This is a genomic window from Paraglaciecola sp. 25GB23A (assembly GCF_040012495.1).
Lineage (GTDB): Bacteria > Pseudomonadota > Gammaproteobacteria > Enterobacterales > Alteromonadaceae > Paraglaciecola.
Genome location: NZ_JBDYKM010000012.1, coordinates 58,017 through 77,577 on the forward strand (window position 1 = coordinate 58,017; position 19,561 = coordinate 77,577).

Consider the following 19,561-nt stretch of genomic DNA (forward strand, 5'->3'; position numbering starts at 1 on the left):
ATTCGAAGGCTATTGATTCATTGCTCTTCAGAATGCGCCCCTTTAGGACTAAACCACAGTGTCATAGTTCAGAAAAAAAGTGAATGTCTATTGATGACGTGATGGCAAGGGTTTGACGAGCAGTAACTTTTCAGCAAAATCTGAATTAAGTCAATCCAGTTCGATTTCAGTGCTCACTAGGCTCGTCATTTTGCTTCAATGAGCTAGCACGATAATGGCTAACCCGGCGAGATTCGAATTCACGACCTCTGCCTCCGAAGTGATAAGAAAAACAATGTATATTAAATGTGTTTATACGCGTTAGGTCTTTCAGTATCCGTTAATACTTCAATTAACTAACTGTTTCATATGAGGATTAACAATCCCAGTTTTGTGCCATTTCATATCGTGTAGACAAGTCGCAATTTTGAAAGGTAAGGACTTTCACCCACAATTTTAAATCGTTAATCAGCATGTTTGTCACGGTGTGGTCATATAAATCTTAGCAAAACACAAATATTTGCAACCGCTAAATTCATTTTGGAGAAACACTTTCCGGTAAAATACGAGTGGTATGTTATGACTATTTAACGTTCTGATTTGCCGTAATCTGACCTCATGCATAGATAATATAATTAGCGTAGTTTGTCCAAACATTGGCGCGTTTGCTCCGCGATGGTAGTGCCAATTTGTTGATTAAACTCTTGCGGTGCAAGATTAAAGGTGTCGCTCAAAGCTTTTTCTGTTTTAGCAAGCAGGTGGTCAAATATAGACTGAATTGCATCCTCAGGTATACCTAGATACTTGCCATGAGCCAACCAATGACGCTTCTGAATATTATACCAATGATAGTGATGGTTTTTACTGTGGACTTTCATCGCCATTTTGATTTTTTTTTTCTGCAGACTTTTATGAAGTGGGCCTTGTCCAAAATAAGGGTAGGCACTCATTACATCGTAAAAGGGCGTTAGGCGATAACCATCCGCTTTTAAAAATAGACTGAATTTTTTTGCGTGGCCATCAACTGCCCCGAGCAGCCAAAAAACAATTTGGCTCATCAGGAAATTGTATCGGTCTTGTATTGCTGAGCTAGAAAATTTGAGTAAGTCCATGATAGCTAGTGCTCCCGGCCCGCCTTTTTCTTCATATTTACTGCCACTGACCCTACCTAATGCTTGGCACATATCTTCTTGAGGAAGTCTGACTATTTGGCTATCTGTAATACGTCTGTCAAAGCGTTCAACGACCAGCACTCTTTGATCTTCAAAGCTTTGAATAGCTACTTTTGCAACAGGCAATCCTAGATTAGCCAAAAAGGTCAGGCAGAACCATTCATTATCAACACTGCTAGATAGGTCTATATTCATTTGTTGATGGTGAAATATGGGGGGGGTTAAAAATGTGGGTCGTTGCCGTCTGACCTTGTGGCTTATGCCATTGACCTTTCCACAGAGTTAAGGCGGTTTTTTCTTGGGCACCGGCTAACGAAATACGAAAATCATCATCAATGTGCATGCCCAGTACATTGTCTACTCGAGTGTCTCGAATCGTCTGGGCAATATCTGCTTCGTTTATTGGTTTGAGTGAAATGGCTGGCAAGGCCTCAAGTGGTGGTTCGTTGGTTAAAGATATTGCGCCGATGCAATCACCGCCCACTGTCGCGAGTAAATCAAAGGGAGATGTACTTTGAGCTCCTAAGCGGTCAACCATGTGTTTACGGACAACATCATTGTCGGGTAGTAAATTATCAAAATAGGCATGAACTGCATCAGATTTAATTTCACTCGATTGCAGTGGGAGGCTGAGCGATAGCGCTCGGGTGCCTATGGCAGTTAACCATTGCGGATCATACTGAAAACTCATCCGGCCTTTATTCAGTTTAAGCGTTCCAACAAGAACATTATTCATAGAGCAATAAAGCTGTTTGGTATGAGATTTACGTCCCATCAGAAATCCAGCACCTTGCGCAGAGTTAGGTCACTTTTATTATTTGCTGTGGCTGACAATTTAATATCGAGCGCACTGCAAACGCTCAATAGGGTGATTAAACTGACCTTGTCAGGAGTTGTTTCAATACGAGAAATATCTTTTTGAAATAGTCCTACATTTTTTGCTAGCTTAGCCTGCGTCCAACCCTTAGCTTTGCGTGCATCACGTATTATCGGACTGATATCAGCAGGAGTGTTTACTTTCATAAGGTTACTCTCATACTCAAATTGGTATAATGCTAAAATATACCCTTTTTAGTATAAATAAATTTTATACTAAATATGGTTTAAAGTATCTGGAATAAGGTCGATAAGTTGACACTACTCCTATACCGCTTTGACAGGGTATGGGCGTGTTAACCGACCAAGCTTATCTTTTATATGTGATTTCAACACGCGTTTCATATCATCAGGGCATTGAGACGCATTGATGATATATTCATACGCAATTTTTACGTCATTACTAAGCTGTTTAATTATTTTTTTGGCTGCTGAATTAGACAGTCCAATTTGCTGACCAAATTTAATAAAGTCATAGCCAGTATAGTAACCGTATTGTTTGTATGCCTCAGAAAATTCAGCCTCCAATTCACTATTAAGTAAACTTAATGACAGGTCATCACCAAAATACATAGGGTAGGGGGCGACTGATAACACATCGTAAATAGGCGTAAAATTCGTCATGAAACGCGACTGTGAATTTGGTTGTCTAAATAAAGACAGGTTTTTTAGGTGTAAATCATTGTTGCCCACGATATAGGCGAATAATATTTGTTTAAAGCCATTCAATGTCACGCCTCGATTTTGACCACTAACGGTGAACAATGTATTGAGCGTATCTTCATAAGACAATGCATCACTGCCTTTATTGGCAGGGGCAACCAAACATAGACTGGCCGCATCTTCTATGAACAGGCGCTCTGAGTTTTTTAGTATGTCAAAGCGCTTGGTTAAATAAGCCAACTCACCATTTTCAAAGGGCACAAGCGCATTTTGCGCAACATCAAAGCCAACAGCTTTGGCAAGCTGCATAATACAATGTTCGTTTTCGGGCAGATGGGGAAATTTGTCTGGTGCAGGTTTGACAATGAATTGGCCGTTTTTCTTAACTGGTACTAAAAAGCCATTTACCAGAGACATTAATAATTTTTTTTGAGCACCGGACACCGAATTTCCTTCTGTGTATTCAGGCGCTAAATCATTAAATGTTTTTGAGTCACCTTTCACTCGAAGGCCATTCTTAGGAAGCTGGCTAATACCAAACATGCTTTTTAGGAAGTAACTACTATATGGCGACTCATTTCCTTTTGGGCTTAAAGATATTGTACCCAGTCGCTGACTCATTCCTTAATATCCTTGTTTTCAGGTTGGACTGATATTGCGCCAATTAAATCGCCACCGTTGGCCAGTAGCAATCCAAAATCATCGCGTTTATCTAATCTTGCTTTGCTTGCTTGGAAGACTCTTACCCAGCCCTCAGAGGCTAGGTTGGTGAAAAATGGGTGTAGCACATCATACAAATAAGGTTCAGCCTTTAATGGGAAGTGATAGCCTATAGGCGTACCCCCCTGAATGATGTAATCACGGTCATACTCAAACGAATACATCTGTGCGCCGGTTGTTTCTTTGTATTCAGTTAACAGACCTGCCAGCTTACCATTGGTATATACACGACCTTGACGGCTTATTTCACTCATCAGTAGATTTACGTGAAATAGTCAACGTCATACCCATAGCATCTAGTAGTGCAAGCACAGTGGACACCTTTGAGTTAGTTGGGTCGCTGGTCATGGTTGATATCGTATTGGAAGTTACGCCACTAAGTAAGGCTAGCGTCTCATTGCTCGATTTATTAGTTTGTTTGTATTGTTTAACTATTTTACCGAACTGGTGGATATCACCTAAGGTATCACGCTGCTCCATTGCTAAAATTAGCTTACGCTGAAGCTCATACAAGGCGCTAATGGTTCGCGCCTCATGGTTTTTTAGCAAGACTTCAACATTGTTATCGGTTGACATAATTCACCCTGCGCTTGGTAAAAATATTTTAAAAGATAATAATAACCAAATATATTGGGTCTTACAATAGTTAAAAGCAAGTGCGTTTGTTAATTGTTGTACATTGTCCTGCAAAAACAACCTGTGCTTGGTTGTTGGGCGCTTCAAACGCTATTCTTCGGTGTTACTTTCTTTGCTCGGAGCCTTAGCGTTGTGCTTTAGGCCTTTTAGTTTGTATAAATATAGACTCGATACAAATTATCCCTTACATAACTCGATCTGGTGGCCAGAAGAAAAGCCATTAGGCTAAATGGAAGTGTAATCAGGGGGAATTTTGCTACATAACCTGAAATCGTTTGGTCACAATCAGGTCACAGAGTGATTGTTTGTTAGTAATTACTATCGGCATATGTCATGCGTAGATGGCGCACCCGGCGAGATTCGAACTCACGACCTCTGCCTCCGGAGGGCAGCGCTCTATCCGGCTGAGCTACGGGTGCATTTTGATTTTCGGCTTAAATCACTGGGGATTTGAGCGAGGGCTGATTCTAAAGAAATATGTCACATTTTCCAGTGTTATTTGGTTTTATTCTTGTAGATTCTTTTTTGTTTGTCGTTTTAGGTCTTTCCTGTTAGATAAGTCCGCCATCTGCGTGTCATGTTTACCTGCTATTTTTGATGCGGTTGAGCAGCACGTGTCGGGCATTGACTGTATTACGTTGACCGCTGATCGAACTTTTCGTCATGTGATATTGTCGCATTTACCGACTTAGATATTATTTCACAATACCTTAATTCACTAGGATAGCTTATGGTTACCAGAAGACAGTTTACGCTTGGGGCGAGCGCGTTGGCGTTTGGTGGTTTAACAGCAAGTTTTTTTGGTAAGGTGAATGCTACTGCATTTCAGCAAGCTATTGAGGCTTATGGCCCTTTACTGGCCGATGCAAACAAGCTGTTAGATTTACCGGCAGGATTTAGCTACCAGATTATTTCTCAGTTAGGGGATGAGATGGCTGATGGCTTTTCAGTGCCAGATAATGCTGATGGCATGGGTTGTTTTGCTCTGGATGATGAGCGTGTGGTGCTTATGCGCAATCATGAGTTAGTGCCGAAATATTTAGATGAGGCCGCTGCTAGTATCAAACAACATAAAAGCGTCTTGGCCTATGATCATACAAGTGCAGGAGTTGCTCTGCCTGGTGGCACCAGTAAGTTGGTTTACAACCTTAATACACAACAACTTGAAACGCAGTTTTTAACCTTAGTCGGCACTATTCGTAATTGTGCGGGCGGGACTACGCCTTGGAATTCGTGGTTAAGTTGTGAGGAGTCTGTACTAACGCCCAGTTCTGACTTAACTAAATCACACGGTTATATTTTTGAAGTGCCTGCCTCAGCGACTGGTTTAGTTGAGCCTTTGCCGTTAACCGCGATGGGGCGCTTTAATCATGAGGCGGCGGCGGTTGACCCGCGCACCGGCATTGTCTATCTCACAGAAGATCGCGGTGATAGTTTGTTTTACCGTTTTATTCCTCATGAACAGGGCAAATTGCATAAAGGCGGAAGGTTACAAGCCTTAGTAGTGAAAGCTCAAACCCGTTTTGATACACGCAATTGGGGAGAGGGTAAAATGCCCGTGCAACAGTGGCTTGAAACTGAGTGGATTGATTTAAGCGATCCCCAAAGCCCTGAAGATGATTTACGTCAACGGGGTTATAAAGATGGCGCAGCGCTGTTTGCTCGAGGTGAGGGTATACACTGGGGCGAAAACGAGCTGTATTTTTGTTGTACCAATGGTGGTGCTAAGCAGCTTGGCCAAGTCATGCGCTATCAGCCTTCAATTTATGAAGGTCAAGTAGGCGAGAGTAGTGCACCAGGGCGACTACAGTTATTTTTGGAAAGCGCTGACCCAAGCTTATTTAACCTTGGTGACAATTTAACCGTTACGCCTTTTGGTCATCTCATGGTGTGCGAAGATCAATATACTAAAGTGGTGGATAATCATCTGCGTGGCGTAACACCACAAGGACAGCCTTACAACTTCGCGCGTTTACATCTGCAAACAGAATTAGCTGGCGCTTGTTTTTCACCGGATGGCTCAACTTTGTTTGTGAATATTTACTCACCCGCAAAGACCATTGCCATAATTGGGCCATGGGGTAAGTTTAAAGCGTAGTGTGATTTGAAGTTGAATCAAGGCGGGCTTGGTATATGCCATCCCGCCTTTTTTTGTTGAAATAGTTAAAACAGCAGCCTTTGTCCCTGCTGGGGAATAATAATTTGCACACCAAGATCATTGGCTGCATTTAGTTGCTGTTTGATTATAGCTCTTGGATCACTGCCTGTGGCCATAGTGTATTTAATATGGCTGATCACGACTTTTAAGTCTTTTAATGGTGCTTGGCCACCAAGCTTTGTAGCGAAATTGTGTAATTCTTGCATTAAATAATTAGGTGTAAGGTGACCGAACAATAAGTGGTCGGGGCGTTCGTTTTCAAAAGATGTTTCTATGATGATGCCGCGTAATGTTTTGTATTTAAGTTGCATGGCCAAGGCAGTCCAAATCTTATCTAGTTTGCCTTGTTTTTCAACACTATCTGGGCCAGTGTCTCCAAAATACAAAAACAAGTCATTACCATGTTCGATCACAAATGCGCTAGATTCAACGGGGTGGCTTAAGCTAAAAGCGCTGACACTCAGCTCGGTTTTATCGAGTGTTATGTTTTGTCCTAGGGGTAAATCGACCATATGATATTGATTTAAGCGGGGTGCAATACCACGATCGCTAAAATTGGCCCAGGCTTTACCGTTAAAATAGGTGTCGCCAATCATCGTATTGACTGAGGCTAAAGCATAAATATTTTTTGTGCTGTCTTCAGGTGAGGCAACCAGCATACCGTTTACATGATCAAGGTGGGCATGACTGAGCAAATAGCCTTTAATATGATGACGTAAAATCGTGCCAGCTAGGCCCCATTTATCATCTGTCACTAAGGGCAAATTATCAAAAGCGCCATATTGAATACCCTGATTAATGCCGTTTACCACAGTGCCTGCATCTAAGGCGATATAATTGGCTTCTTGCAAGGAACGCAGTAAAAAAGCACTTAAGTTGCCGTCTTCAATGCCGCCACTATCACCGAGAACGACAAGCTCAAATACCGGCTCTGTAATTGCGTTACTTTGATTATCTGCTTGATTGGCTAAGGCTTGTATCGAAAAAACCAGCGAGATGACTAATAGCCAACTCGCTTTTTGTACTATCTGTGGCATAACAATTCGCTTTTAATTATTGGCCAGGTTGCGCCATGCTTTGCTTAAACAGCGCTAAGGCTTGTAAATTATCTTGTTGAGATTCTTTGAGGCTTGCCAATAAACGCAAATCTTGTTGCCTATTGCCCAGTTTGATGGCTTTGCCCAGGGCTTTCTCAGCCAGAATTAGATCATTCGCGTTGTAAGCTAAGTGCCCTAGGGTTGACAGCAATTCAACGTTGTTTTCATCATTTTTAAGCCAGCCTTCAAGTTTTTTAAGCGCTGCACTCGGATTGGGTAATTTAATTTGTTTAAACAAGGGAATAAGTAAAGGCTCTGGGGCAGTTCTTTGATGTTCGACCAAGGCTTGTTCTGCATCGCTGTGCATGCCTTGGTTGATAAGTTGTTGAATGTACGCTGCCTGTTGCCCAGGATCTTTACGCACTGAACGAGGCGATGCCAGCCAACTTTCAATCAGTTTGGCACCGCCTTCTTTGCTGGCGATTTCAGCAAAGTTCCCTTTGCTCGCCTGTTGCATCATGCTGTCGTAATCAGGCCCTAAGGTTTTTTTCCAAGTGGGCAATTTGTCTTTTAATTCCTGCCATCTTCCTGCGTCAGCTAATGCTTGTGCCCATAGTTTAATGATAAGTGCTTGTTTGCTTTGTTTGTCGTTCAAGCCATTAATTAATTCAAGGGCCTTGTCAGCTTGACCTTCTAGCAGAGTATGACGGATAAGGCATAAATTGGCGGCTAATGATGAGCTTTCTATGGCGCTCGCTTTGCGCCATAATACTTTGGCTTTTTGCGGCTCACCCAGTTGGATTTCTACTTTTGCTGCGGCAAGCAAATTGATGCCATCAAAATCTTGGTCTTCTATTTTCGCCAAAGATTCTTTCGCGGCTAAATAGTTATTCTCGGCTAAGGCGAGTAAACCTGCAGTAAAGGCTTTTTGTTTTTTACGTGAACCAAAACTACCAAACCAAGCTCGAGAGCCAGATGTGGCACTAAAGCTCAAGTTAAGTAGCCAATTGAATACTAATAAAGCAATAAAAATGAGGATAAACGAAACGGCTAGAGACATCACATTCATCTCAATGGCATAACCAATGAATTCAATAAAGACGTAGCCTCGATCCTCAAAAATCATCGCGCTGACTACAAGTAAAATTAGCAAAATAACAAAAACCATACAGATTCTAATAAAACTCTTCATATCAGTTATTCCCGTTGCTAAAACGGTTGCCTAGACGGCTAGCTATGGCATCTTGCATGGCATTGCTGGCGGCAAACTGCTGAGGGTAGTTTGTTTCGATGTCACTATTTAGCAGAGTTTGTAGGCTAGTAATAAATTGACTTACGTTTAGGGATTGTCCGTCAAAATGGGTATTAACCAGCACTAAGGCATTGTTAATCGCATCCATGAACACTGGCCATTGTTCTTGTAATGCCGCAGTTTGTGCACTGAGCAGAGAGAATTTAAGTTGTTCTTTGACTAACCATTGTTGTTGCTCTGACATAAAAGGCTTAATGTCAGTGGTAATTTTTTTAACACTAAAAAAGCCTGCTAATACATGGTTAATGCTATTGACTAAATTGTCATACCAGTCAGCGTCATCGGTGGATAATGTCATTTCAGAGTCACTGGTTTCAGGCTTTTTGAAAAAAGTCAGTGGCAAGTTGTCGACTTGTTTGCTCAAGCCGCTGATATCCAGTGCAATTGCCGTGGTAGAAAGAGGATTAAGTTGTTGCAAGGTCGAAATGTCGCTTGCCAATTTTTCACGTACCACTAACAAGCTAGGTTCGGCCATGTCTTGCAAGCGACTATCAGCGGCTTGCAACATCAATATCGCAGTATCAACATCATGCTCTAACCACAATTTACGCCCAGCGATATTCAGTAAATAATTGGCTTCTGCTAGCAACCAATCGGCTGGCCGGCGGCCGGCAATTTCACTTACTTTGCTCAGATTACTGGCGATTTGCTGGTTGTTTTGTTGGATTGCGGCGCTTAAAACCTCTAGGCGTTCTTGTTCGGCTAGGCTTTGTTGCTGCCAATCTTCTTTTACCAGTTGATTAGCCGCTATTGAATTAGCCAAGTCAGCTTGTTGTTTGGCAGCACTTGCCAGTTGCGTTGCTAAGACAGACTCTTGTTGCGCAAAGAAACTTGTTTGTTGCTGTTGTTGGTTTTGCCAAAGCATCCAGCCCCAGTAAGCGCCAGCGATAACAGCCCCCAGCAATAACAAATTGATTACGGTAAAAAACCACAAAAAGCCGGTTTTTGCTTTGCCTGCATGGCGCGCGGGCTCGATTTTATTGGGTTTGGCACTAGTTGATTTTGGCATGTCTTTGTTGCCCATGGTCTTTTCTTGCGCGCCTGAATCAGCGGCTTTGCTGGCAGATCCCGTCGCCCCTGATGGAGCATTCTTGTGAGCCGACTGAGTAAGTTGATTTTCCATGTCTTCCAACATTTTCTGATCTTTTGCACTCAGTTTATCTTGATTATCTGCCATTTATTACTCCAAAAAATTCAGCCACAGCTTAAAAGCCTTCTAATGTCCGTTTTGCACTATGGATAAGCGCTTGATCGCTGGCGTTATCGCTAATGTGTATTTGCGTTATGCCATGTTGTTGTGCAATTTCGGCAGTACGTTGACTGACTACTATCCAAAGTTTAGTCTTTAGCCAGTTAGCTGCATAGTGTTTAAATGCGGCGTCTATTACTTCACCACTCGTGGCGATAATGCATTGTATTTGTTCAGTATGCCATTGGCGAGTACAAAAGGGGTTCGGCAAGCTAACTCTTTTGTACAAAGCCCATTCCCTGACTATGGCTCCGCGCTCGCTTAGTGTTTCAGCCAGTAACTCGCGCCCACCGTAGCCTTTTACAATAATAATCTGTTTGTTTGTTACTTTAGTCAGCTGGGGTAAACTTAGCAGCCCTTCCGAACGCGCCTCACTGGGTACGATGACAGTAAGGCCAGCGTGAGTAAGAATATCAGCGGTGCTTTGTCCAACAGCAAAAAATTGTATCTGCGTTGGCCACAATGCTTGGTAAAGCACACATTGTTCAGCGGCCACAGTGCTGGTTACAATAATTAGGGTCTCAGCCACTACTTGGCTAATTTTCTGCGGTAGTGCTTGTATGGCGAGCTGATCGAGTTGGGTATCAATTAGGCCGCACGCAATAGCATCTATACCAGCTTTTTCAAAGGCTTGAACACTGGCAAGACATTTAGCCTGCGGCCGAAAAATCAAAAAGCTCATATTTAATCTGGTTGATGCAGGGCGTTTAAAATCTCAGCAGCACCTTGATCTAACAAGTGTTGGGCAATCTGATGTCCCAAACTTACCGCATCGCTTAAAGGCCCACTGGCACTGGCTTGTAACATGGTCACACCATCGGCAGAGCCGACTAATCCACGCAGATGCAAAGTATTGTTGATGATTTCAGCAAAACTACCAATCGGCACTTGGCAACCACCATTAAGTTTTGCATTCATCGCTCGCTCAGCCGATACGCGCGTAGCGGTTTCACTGTGATTCAGTGGGGCAAGCAGCGCAATCAATTCATGATCATCATTACGACATTCGATGCCAACGGCACCTTGACCTACCGCCGGTAAACTGATTTCAGCAGGTATCTGTTGTTTGATACGTGCTTGCATATCGAGTCGAATCAAACCCGCCGCGGCTAAAATAATGGCGTCATAGCCACCGGTATCTAATTTGGCCAAACGGGTATTCACATTACCGCGTAAGTCCTTAATAACCAGATCAGGGCGTAATTTACGCAGTTGACATTGGCGGCGTAAACTCGAGGTACCGACAACAGCATTAAGCGGCAGGTCAGCTAGTTGAGCAAAGTGATTGGATACAAAGGCATCAAAGGGATTTTCCCGTTCGCAAATAGCATGTAAGCCAAAACCATCCGGAAATTCAACCGGTACGTCTTTCATTGAATGCACCGCGATATCGGCTCTACCTTCAGCCATGGCAATTTCAAGCTCTTTGATAAATAAGCCTTTCCCACCAATTTTAGCTAGGGGGGTATCCAAAATCCTGTCGCCTTGGGTGCTCATGGGGACTAACTCAATTAGAATTCCACTGTGAGCGGCTTCTAGCTGTGCTTTTACAAACTCAGCTTGCCATAAGGCGAGGGCGCTTTTGCGAGTAGCAATGCGGATAACGCGTTGTGTCATGATTGTCCTTGTTAGCGGTGATAATTAGAGCGACCGCTTTGTCTAGCGCTAAGGCTAATTAAAACTATGCTGTGAAGTTTACCAAAAGCTAGTGCAAAGTTAAGGCTAATTTAGTGTTAGTCGAAATAAGAATTAGCCTACTCGCTTGCTTGTAGCACAGGTTGTTCAATTGGGATGTGAAATTTGTGCAGGCTTGCCTCTAAAAACGCCTTATTTTGGGCTAACCATTGATTGAATTGTTGAATAATTTTGGGATATTTGATGGTGGATAGCTGGTGGCTATATATTTCTTGGGGCAAAGTGTTGCTGTAAGCAAGTTGCTGCTTAATGCCTAAGCTTTCTAGATAATACTTAGCTACGGCGATATCAATATCCACGCCGTCTACTAAACCGTTTACCAAGTGTTTAATCAGGACTTTAGTACTAGAGTCATCCAGAATATTAACTTCACCACTTGCAATCTCAGCTTTCCACAAGGTGGGGTCAAAACCACTTATCATGCCTAAACTTTTAAAAAACGCTTTAGGTCGGTCTTTGTCCTGTAACAGCACCACTGTGCCTGCCCGCAGATAAAATATAGCATCGCTAAAGGACTCGGCTTTGTGGTCTTTGGTTGCGGGATGCCAGCGCTTGTTATCCGGATATTTAAAATCGATATCGTTTTCGTATAACCATTTTGAAAATTGTTTAATGGGAAGGGCAACATAACTAATTGTATAACCTTGGTCAGCGGCAAATCTATCCAGAATAGCTTTACTCAATGAGGCTTCATTGCGGGTGTAATCGAAGTAGGGATAATAAGCGATGTCTTCTACCCCAATCACCAAATGTTTAGTTTGTAGGGCTGTTGCATTTGGCACACCGGCAGCGCTGATCAATAAAAGGCAACACAACCTGCATAAAAACGAGCTAAAATTTTGCAACACATCCCTCCGCAACTTTTATTATTGTTATATGTCTTTACTGTTTAGTGTTTTGAATCACAGCCCATAGTTATAGAACGCTTTGACGAAAAAGTCTGTGTTATTGCAAAGACAAATGAAAAATTGGCAAAAAACGCCCTGAAATACTTCCTGAAGCGCTATTTTTTACCCACTTCGCCTTATGTTTTAAGTAAAATGATTCTGCGTTTGGTTCGCCCTGAATAACCATTGTTGTATAAGCTTGTTGAGACGCTTTCTCACAAGCCGCTTTAAGCAGTAAACTGCCAAAACCATAACCAATAAAACTAGGTTCAATAAATAAGGCTTCAAGCTCTACATATTCAGTTTGAGAATAAGCCAAGGCATAAAAACCGACAATCTGATGCTTGTTTACATCGACTGCTTTAGCAAAAAAATAGTCTTTTGATACCAGTTGTTGAGGTGTGTAGGTGAGTTCGGCTTGGCATTGTTGTAAAAAATCTTGGTCATAGCCCCAGTAGCCTTTTGACCTTAAGGCCAATTGACTTAAACCCTCTGCGTCATCAGCTTGAGCGATTTTAATAACTACCTCAGGAACCATGCCTTAGGGCTCTTGGGTAACTGTAAATTCAGAGCTAAGTAGTAATTTATCTTCTTGCCAAACTTGAACTTGCCACGTGCCTGACCAATAACTTGGGATCATTTTACTGGAATAGGTGCGCCAGTTATCACTACCAATATTCAAGGTCACAACGGCTTTTTCTTGGCCTTGATAGAACCAACGATGGGTAATTTGGGTATTCGCTAAGTCAGTGATTTGGGTAAAGAAAAAAACTTTTTTAAGTTCCCCTGCTTTAACCGTAACGTTAGCGGCATAGTCGCCAATAGGTTCACGTTGCTCAATAGATTGGGCTAATTGATGACGCACCACCTTTGCCACACTGTTACTTGAAAAGAGCAAGATGTTGAGTAATAAACCTAATACGATTATCTTTTTCATTTGTCAGTCCTAATGTTGAAGTGGCAACCTTGTGGAAAAATTAAGCACAATACTTTGCGCTATTTTAAAGCATAAAAAAAGCCTAGTTTACTAGGCTTTTTGTAGCACAAATGAAAAAATATTGTTTGAGCTGGATCGACAGCTACTTATCGCCATATTTTTTAATATCAGTTGTTAGTGGATAATAGTAGTCGGCCTGTTGAACATAATTTACTTTATCGGCTAGCCAATCTTGTTGCACACTCTGGCTATAATTTAGATAAAGTTTACCAGAATCAATTTGCCATGCCTCGGGATCAATTCTCACTGTGCGACCTTCATCAGCCATAGCGTATGCGCACCAACCGCCATATTGCGGTGCATATTGTTGCGGATTAGCTTTAAAAAGTACTAAGTTTTCTTCATTGGAAAAACGCCAGTTTGCAGCATGCCAGGTAAATTGAAATTGTTTTTGGCCTTTCATTGGCTTGCCTTGGGTAAAGTAGGCAACGCTATCATAACCATCAATTGCGGTATCATTAAAGCGTCCGGTATTCACTGCATCATCAAGGGCAAATACCGGAAAAGCAAAGAGAAATAGTAGTAGGGAACTCAAAAAACGCATCAAGTAGGGGCGGGTTAGCATAGTCATTCCTATAGACTCAAGTAGATTCGTTTATATAAACCGTCTAAGCCGCCACAAACTTTCAATTTTTAGGGTTTATTAAGCTAAACAGCGTTGTAACCAGGCAGATATATCCTTGAGTTCTTGCACACAAACATTGTGCTGCATTGGATAGTCATGCCATTCAACGGGGTAGTGGTTACTTTGCAATACTTGGCGCGCAGCATTGCCCATGATTACTGGGACCACATCATCTTGTTGGCCATGAGCAACAAATACAGGTGTGTTTTTATTTGCATCGTGGGCTTCATTTATTAGCTTTTCAGGTTCACTCATGTAACTTGATAGCGACATAATACCGGCTAATTTACGTGCTATGCGCGTACCTAGATGTAAGGCGATAACTCCACCTTGTGAAAATCCGGCGAGTATTATTTTTTCAGCTGGAATACCCTTCGCTATTTCACTTTCAATAAGCTGCTCAACCATGGCTGCAGATTCTAAAACCCCCTTACTATCAGCACGATTATTAAAGTCTAAGCTGGTAATGTCGTACCAAGCCCGCATTTTCATACCGTTATTGATGGTAACGGGTCGCACAGGGGCATGAGGGAAAATAAATCGAATAGCAAGTTCTTCAGGCAGTTTGAGTTCGGGCACAATGGGTGCAAAACCATTGCCTGAGTCACCTAAACCATGCAGCCAAATGACCACCGCTTTGGGCGTGGTTAACGGATTAACTTCGACAAAAGGTAAGGCAGGTAAATTCATCTACAGGTCTCGCTATACTTTGCTAAATGTGACGGTTTGACCCGCTTGTTTACTGGCTGCATCGTTTAAAAATGACCAAAACTCAACACCGGTACGTTCATCAATCCATAGACCATCTTTGAAGTTAAAATGATGACCGTTAAATTTTGTTGCAACCCATAGTTGCAGCAAAGGCGGCTGTTTATTAATAATAATCTTACTGCCATTGGTGAAAATCATCGTCAGAATACTGCTGGCCGATTCATAATCGATATCTGCCCCACAGTCATCTAGCATTTCTTCAATGTCGATCAACAGATCGTCAACCATCTGATGATATTGGCTTTCGTTCATAAGGCTTCCTAGTATTTATAAGAGCGATTGCAGTCCATCAAATGGCTTCAGTCGCTAGGGATTTAACCACATTATGCTAACATTGCTGTTAATCGCCGACACTTATTTATTGAAACTAAAATATTATGGCTCATACCTTAGGTAATTTATTTATTTTGGCTGCCCCTTCTGGCGCAGGAAAATCGAGTTTAATCAAAGCCTTGTTGCAAAAGCATAGCGAAACAGGCTTGCATAATAATGCCATGCAAGTATCGGTTTCACATACTACGCGGGCGCCTAGGCCAGGAGAAGTTAATGGCATCCATTATCATTTTGTCAGCCGCGAGGAATTTCAAGCGCTGATCAAACAGGATGCTTTTTTTGAATGGGCTGAAGTATTCAGTAATTATTATGGCACCTCCAAAATAGTCATCGAACAAACCTTGCGCCAAGGTATAGATGTTTTTTTAGACATTGATTGGCAAGGTGCCCGGCAAGTAAAGGCACAAATTCCTGATACCGCGACGATTTTTGTTGCTCCCCCTTCACAAGAAGAATTGTTGCGCCGCTTAACTGAGCGTGGGCAAGATTCGACAGAAGTAATTACTAAACGCATGAAACAGGCGGTGGCAGAGATTTCTCACTACCATGAATTTGATTATATTGTGGTTAATGATGAGTTTGAAGCTGCCTTAGCTGAGCTTGATAGCATTGTTACGTCGCGTCGTTTACGTAAAGAAAAGCAGATTATTCGCCATCAGCAGCTTTTTATTGATCTTTTACGGGAATAATTGCCCAACAATGATCAAATGACTATTAATGTTTGCCGGAAAAAAGTACACTATGCGACCTTTTTTTCAATCAACACTTAACGGAAATCATCATGGCTCGCGTAACAGTTGAAGATGCTGTAAATAAAATTGGCAATCGATTTGATTTGGTTTTGGTAGCAGCTCGTCGTGCTCGTCAAATCGCAATTGAAGGAAAAGAACCTTTAGTGCCCAGAGGTACTGACAAGCCAACAGTGGTAGCCTTGCGTGAAATCGAACAAGGTTTAGTTAACGCTCAAACGCTTGCAGAGCAGAGTGTACGTGACCAACATGAACAAGACCGTGTAGAATTTGCATCGGTTGCAAACATCCTTTCTGAACATTAATTCAATTTTATTATAGCTAGGCTAAACATCTTCTGTGTTTAGCCGTTGGCTTGTCGACAAAATCCCCGTATTCTTGGTGTATTCGTTACTGACTAAAAGCCTAATCTGTGTATCTGTTTGAGGGTTTAAAACAAAAACTTGAAGCTTATCTGCCTGCTGAGAAAGTGGCGGATATTCAGCGAGCGTTTTTACTAGCCAGAGACGCCCATAGCGGCCAAATGCGCTCTAGTGGCGATCCTTACATTACGCATCCCGTTGCAGTCGCCGGTATTTTGGCAGATATGCGCCTTGATTACGAAACCATCATGGCGGCCTTATTACATGATGTCATCGAAGATACTCATCATAATAAAGATGATTTGAGTGCCCAGTTTGGTCAAACGGTGGGTGAATTAGTCGAGGGTGTCAGTAAACTCGATAAAATTCATTTTAGCAGCACCAAAGAAGCCCAAGCGGAAAACTTTCGCAAAATGATCATGGCTATGGTGCAAGATATACGGGTTATTCTGATTAAATTGGCTGACCGTACCCATAACATGCGCACATTGGGTGCTTTACGTCCTGACAAACGTCGCCGAATTGCGCGCGAAACCCTCGAAATTTATGCACCCATTGCCCATCGACTGGGCATTCACGATATAAAAAATGAGTTAGAAGATTTAGGTTTTGAGGCGATGTACCCCATGCGTTATCGTGCCTTAAAAGGGGCAGTGAAACAGGCTCGTGGTAATCGTAAAGAAGTGATTGAAAATACTCGCAAAGAAGTTGAAACACGACTGGCCGCTGCCGGTTTTGCCGCCAGTGTTAGCGGGCGAGAAAAACATTTGTACTCCATCTACCGAAAGATGAAGAACAAAGAGTTAATGTTTAATGAAGTGATGGATATCTACGCTTTTAGGGTAGTCGTCGACACGGTTGATCATTGTTACCGGGCTCTTGGCGCTATGCATGGTTTGTACAAACCAATTGAAAGTCGCTTTAAAGATTATATTGCGATCCCGCGCACCAATGGTTATCAATCTTTACATACCTCGCTAATTGGTCCTCATGGTATTCCGGTGGAAATTCAAATTCGAACCCGTGCCATGGATCAAATGGCTGATATTGGCGTAGCGGCCCATTGGTTATATAAAGATTCGGATGATGTAAATGATACTACTGCTCAAGTGCGAGCCCGTAAGTGGATGCAATCGTTAATAGAGCTGCAACAAAGTGCCAGTTCGTCTTTTGAATTTATTGAAAACGTTAAAACCGACCTTTTTCCCGATGAGATTTATGTGTTCACGCCAGATGGTCGTATTATTGAGCTCCCCATGGGCGCTACAGCCGTTGACTTCGCTTACGCGGTGCACACTGATGTGGGTAATTCTTGTGTAGGGGTTAAAGTTGAACGGCGCACTTTCTCTTTGAGCAAACCGCTGGAAACAGGCCAAACCGTAGAAATAATTACCTCACCTAGAGCGAAGCCTAATGCTAATTGGCTTAATTTTGTGGTCAGCGCCAGAGCTCGCTCGCATATTCGTCAATATCTTAAGAGCCAGCGTTCAGAAGAAGCACTCGTCATGGGCAATCGTTTATTACGTCATGCCTTGGGCATGGTTAAATTAGACGAAATTCCACAAGCCGACATTGATCGTGTGGTCACCGAAACTAAACACAAAGATTTTGATGCCTTATTAGCTGATATTGGTCTAGGTAATGAGTTAAGCGCCATTGTAGCGCGTCGTTTACTAGGGGATTCCCCGCAGTTATCTGATAAACAACTCAAAGTTGCGATTAGAGGCACTGAAGGTTTATTGGTGTCGTATTCTCGTTGTTGTCATCCTATCCCAGGCGATCAAATTGTCGCCATATTGAGTCCTGGTCGGGGCATGGTTATTCATCAACATGGTTGCAGTAATATTCGCAAGTTAAGTAGAGAGGAGCCTCATCGAGTATTGGTGATGCAATGGGATAGTAATGTAAATGGCGAGTTTAATGCAGCTTTACGCATTGAACTGGTTAATCATCAAGGCACACTTGCAACACTGACCAACACAGTGGCAAGTTGTGGTTCCAATATTGTCGGTTTACAAACCGAAGAAAAAGAAAGCAATATCTATTACATTGATATTGAGCTAACAATCAAAAACCGAGTGCAATTGGCCAATGTCATGCGCAAAATTCGGATCATGCCAGAAGTTCAACGCGTTTCGCGGCATAGTCAAAGTAGACAAAATAAGTCGACGAACGTTTAATTAAATAAGGGTTAACATGTCTAAGTCTGTAATTCATACTGATCAGGCGCCACAAGCTATTGGCACCTACAGTCAAGCGATTAAAAGTGGTACTACCGTGTATTTATCCGGTCAGATTCCTTTGGTACCAGAAACAATGGAGATGGTGTCAGAAGATTTCGCTGAGCAAGCTCACCAAGTGTTTAAGAATATTAAAGCGGTGTGTGTCGCCGCTGGTGGCTCTACAGCTGATCTTGCCAAGGTCAATATTTTCCTTACCGATTTAAGTAAATTTGCCACGGTAAACGAAATTATGAGCCAGTATATTAAGCAGCCATACCCAGCACGTGCTGCTGTGCAAGTGAGTGCTTTACCACGTGGTGCACAAATTGAAATAGATGGTGTAATGGAGTTACCTGAGTAACTATCCATGTCTATCCGTTCTAAAAGGAACGAAGCGGCCTACACCACGATGTCAGCCGAACGTTACCAGCGCATCTCTACTTTTGCAGACCTGCGCCAAGCAGACTTAACTGTTTGTTTAGAGCAAGTACACAAACCCCACAATGTCTCTGCGGTATTACGCAGTTGCGACGCAGTGGGTATTCATACTGTGCATGCTGTTTCACGGGATGAGCATCTTATGCGCAAAGATACGGCCATGGGTGCTGAAGATTGGGTGTTTACCCAAAGACATTCTTCGATTGAAAATGCTGTGGCATATTTTCATCAGCAAAATATGCAAGTACTCGTTACGCATTTAGCCGACGATGCTGTTGATTTTCGTGAAATTGATTATACCAAACCCACTGCCATACTGTTGGGTCAAGAAAAGTTTGGTGCCACGCCCAAAGCGCTTGCTCTAGCCGACAAAAAAGTCATTATTCCTATGGTTGGCATGGTGCAATCCCTCAATGTATCTGTGGCTGCTGCTTTAATACTGTATGAGGCCCAGCGCCAACGTCAGCAAGCTGGGCTGTATGATACTCGGCAACTAAGCCACGAACAGCGTCAGTTATTATTATTCAAAGGTGGCTTCCCGCGGCTATATGCTTTGTGTGAACGTAAGGGAATTAGCAACCCTCCTATTGATGTTGACGGTAAAATAGTGGCTGACGAAAGTTGGTGGCAAAAGGTCCAGTTTACCTCTCAATAATTCAGTCTGCGTGTATAAATAACTT

Annotated in this window: 23 protein-coding genes and 1 tRNA gene; 6 read left to right on the forward strand and 18 right to left on the reverse strand. The window is 42.5% G+C overall.

All coding sequences use genetic code 11. The annotated features are described in order from the left end of the window. Positions 1–614: 614 nt before the first annotated feature. The 7 genes from ABKW31_RS15170 to ABKW31_RS15200 all read right to left on the reverse strand — a co-directional run bounded on the left by ABKW31_RS15170 (position 615) and on the right by ABKW31_RS15200 (position 4,465). A complete protein-coding gene (locus tag ABKW31_RS15170) occupies positions 615–1,346 on the reverse strand; it encodes a HipA domain-containing protein (RefSeq protein WP_348617401.1) in 732 nt (243 codons plus the stop codon). After that, positions 1,327–1,926 (reverse strand): HipA N-terminal domain-containing protein, encoded by a 600-nt coding sequence (locus tag ABKW31_RS15175; protein ID WP_348617402.1) that lies wholly within the window; start codon positions 1,924–1,926, stop codon positions 1,327–1,329. The genes ABKW31_RS15170 and ABKW31_RS15175 overlap by 20 nt, the downstream gene beginning before the upstream one ends. Next, entirely contained in the window at positions 1,926–2,174 is a 249-nt protein-coding gene (locus ABKW31_RS15180) for a helix-turn-helix domain-containing protein (RefSeq protein ID WP_348617403.1), read from the reverse strand. The genes ABKW31_RS15175 and ABKW31_RS15180 overlap by 1 nt, the downstream gene beginning before the upstream one ends. A gap of 120 nt (positions 2,175–2,294) precedes the next feature. Further along, positions 2,295–3,311, reverse strand: coding sequence for a HipA domain-containing protein (locus tag ABKW31_RS15185; RefSeq protein WP_348617404.1), 1,017 nt, complete (start codon positions 3,309–3,311; stop codon positions 2,295–2,297). Beyond that, positions 3,308–3,664 (reverse strand): HipA N-terminal domain-containing protein, encoded by a 357-nt coding sequence (locus ABKW31_RS15190; RefSeq protein WP_348617405.1) that lies wholly within the window; start codon positions 3,662–3,664, stop codon positions 3,308–3,310. Before ABKW31_RS15190 ends, ABKW31_RS15185 begins: the two co-directional genes overlap by 4 nt. After that, complete coding sequence (locus tag ABKW31_RS15195; RefSeq protein WP_348617406.1) at positions 3,657–3,986, reverse strand: hypothetical protein; 330 nt, start codon at positions 3,984–3,986, stop codon at positions 3,657–3,659. The genes ABKW31_RS15190 and ABKW31_RS15195 overlap by 8 nt, the downstream gene beginning before the upstream one ends. 402 nt (positions 3,987–4,388) lie before the next feature. Beyond that, positions 4,389–4,465, reverse strand: a tRNA-Arg gene (locus ABKW31_RS15200). Between the two features lie 311 nt (positions 4,466–4,776). Here ABKW31_RS15200 and ABKW31_RS15205 point away from each other — a divergent pair. After that, on the forward strand, positions 4,777–6,144 hold the full coding sequence (locus ABKW31_RS15205; protein WP_348617408.1) for an alkaline phosphatase PhoX: 1,368 nt from the start codon (positions 4,777–4,779) through the stop codon (positions 6,142–6,144). 65 nt (positions 6,145–6,209) lie between these two features. Here the strand turns inward: ABKW31_RS15205 and ABKW31_RS15210 are convergent, their stop codons facing one another. The 11 genes from ABKW31_RS15210 to cyaY form a co-directional block, all read right to left on the reverse strand. Then, positions 6,210–7,241, reverse strand: a complete 1,032-nt coding sequence (locus tag ABKW31_RS15210) for a 3',5'-cyclic-nucleotide phosphodiesterase (RefSeq protein WP_348617409.1) — start codon at positions 7,239–7,241, stop codon at positions 6,210–6,212. Between the two features lie 16 nt (positions 7,242–7,257). Continuing rightward, a complete protein-coding gene (locus ABKW31_RS15215; protein ID WP_348617410.1) occupies positions 7,258–8,433 on the reverse strand; it encodes a heme biosynthesis HemY N-terminal domain-containing protein in 1,176 nt (391 codons plus the stop codon). A 1-nt stretch (position 8,434) separates the two neighbouring features. Further along, complete coding sequence (locus ABKW31_RS15220; RefSeq protein WP_348617411.1) at positions 8,435–9,730, reverse strand: uroporphyrinogen-III C-methyltransferase; 1,296 nt, start codon at positions 9,728–9,730, stop codon at positions 8,435–8,437. Between the two features lie 28 nt (positions 9,731–9,758). After that, positions 9,759–10,484 carry a uroporphyrinogen-III synthase gene (locus ABKW31_RS15225; RefSeq protein WP_348617412.1) on the reverse strand — a complete coding sequence of 242 codons (726 nt, stop codon included), beginning with the start codon at positions 10,482–10,484 and terminating at the stop codon, positions 9,759–9,761. 2 nt (positions 10,485–10,486) lie between these two features. Next, complete coding sequence (gene hemC / locus ABKW31_RS15230; RefSeq protein WP_348617413.1) at positions 10,487–11,419, reverse strand: hydroxymethylbilane synthase; 933 nt, start codon at positions 11,417–11,419, stop codon at positions 10,487–10,489. 137 nt (positions 11,420–11,556) lie between these two features. Then, positions 11,557–12,297: a hypothetical protein gene (locus ABKW31_RS15235; protein ID WP_348617414.1), complete on the reverse strand. Its 741-nt coding sequence runs from the start codon at positions 12,295–12,297 to the stop codon at positions 11,557–11,559. Positions 12,298–12,442: 145 nt separating this feature from the next. Further along, positions 12,443–12,922 carry a GNAT family N-acetyltransferase gene (locus ABKW31_RS15240; RefSeq protein ID WP_348617415.1) on the reverse strand — a complete coding sequence of 160 codons (480 nt, stop codon included), beginning with the start codon at positions 12,920–12,922 and terminating at the stop codon, positions 12,443–12,445. Between the two features lie 3 nt (positions 12,923–12,925). After that, the gene (locus ABKW31_RS15245; RefSeq protein ID WP_348617416.1) at positions 12,926–13,321 is read right to left on the reverse strand and encodes a DUF2914 domain-containing protein; all 396 of its coding nucleotides are present in this window, start codon (positions 13,319–13,321) and stop codon (positions 12,926–12,928) included. 142 nt (positions 13,322–13,463) lie between these two features. Then, on the reverse strand, positions 13,464–13,946 hold the full coding sequence (locus ABKW31_RS15250; RefSeq protein WP_348617417.1) for a YHS domain-containing (seleno)protein: 483 nt from the start codon (positions 13,944–13,946) through the stop codon (positions 13,464–13,466). 78 nt (positions 13,947–14,024) lie between these two features. Then, positions 14,025–14,696 (reverse strand): dienelactone hydrolase family protein, encoded by a 672-nt coding sequence (locus tag ABKW31_RS15255; RefSeq protein ID WP_348617418.1) that lies wholly within the window; start codon positions 14,694–14,696, stop codon positions 14,025–14,027. Positions 14,697–14,708: 12 nt separating this feature from the next. Next, complete coding sequence (cyaY, locus tag ABKW31_RS15260) at positions 14,709–15,029, reverse strand: iron donor protein CyaY (protein WP_348617419.1); 321 nt, start codon at positions 15,027–15,029, stop codon at positions 14,709–14,711. Positions 15,030–15,154: 125 nt separating this feature from the next. On the opposite strand from cyaY, the gene gmk reads away from it, so the two are divergent. The 5 genes from gmk to trmH all read left to right on the forward strand — a co-directional run bounded on the left by gmk (position 15,155) and on the right by trmH (position 19,536). Continuing rightward, entirely contained in the window at positions 15,155–15,799 is a 645-nt protein-coding gene (gene gmk, locus ABKW31_RS15265; protein WP_348617420.1) for a guanylate kinase, read from the forward strand. 92 nt (positions 15,800–15,891) lie between these two features. Then, a complete protein-coding gene (gene rpoZ / locus ABKW31_RS15270) occupies positions 15,892–16,164 on the forward strand; it encodes a DNA-directed RNA polymerase subunit omega (protein WP_348617421.1) in 273 nt (90 codons plus the stop codon). Positions 16,165–16,271: 107 nt separating this feature from the next. After that, positions 16,272–18,401: a bifunctional GTP diphosphokinase/guanosine-3',5'-bis pyrophosphate 3'-pyrophosphohydrolase gene (gene spoT / locus ABKW31_RS15275; protein ID WP_348617422.1), complete on the forward strand. Its 2,130-nt coding sequence runs from the start codon at positions 16,272–16,274 to the stop codon at positions 18,399–18,401. Between the two features lie 16 nt (positions 18,402–18,417). Further along, on the forward strand, positions 18,418–18,804 hold the full coding sequence (locus ABKW31_RS15280) for a RidA family protein (RefSeq protein WP_348617423.1): 387 nt from the start codon (positions 18,418–18,420) through the stop codon (positions 18,802–18,804). A 48-nt stretch (positions 18,805–18,852) separates the two neighbouring features. Then, the gene (gene trmH / locus ABKW31_RS15285; RefSeq protein ID WP_348617458.1) at positions 18,853–19,536 is read left to right on the forward strand and encodes a tRNA (guanosine(18)-2'-O)-methyltransferase TrmH; all 684 of its coding nucleotides are present in this window, start codon (positions 18,853–18,855) and stop codon (positions 19,534–19,536) included. The last annotated feature ends 25 nt before the right edge of the window (positions 19,537–19,561 follow it).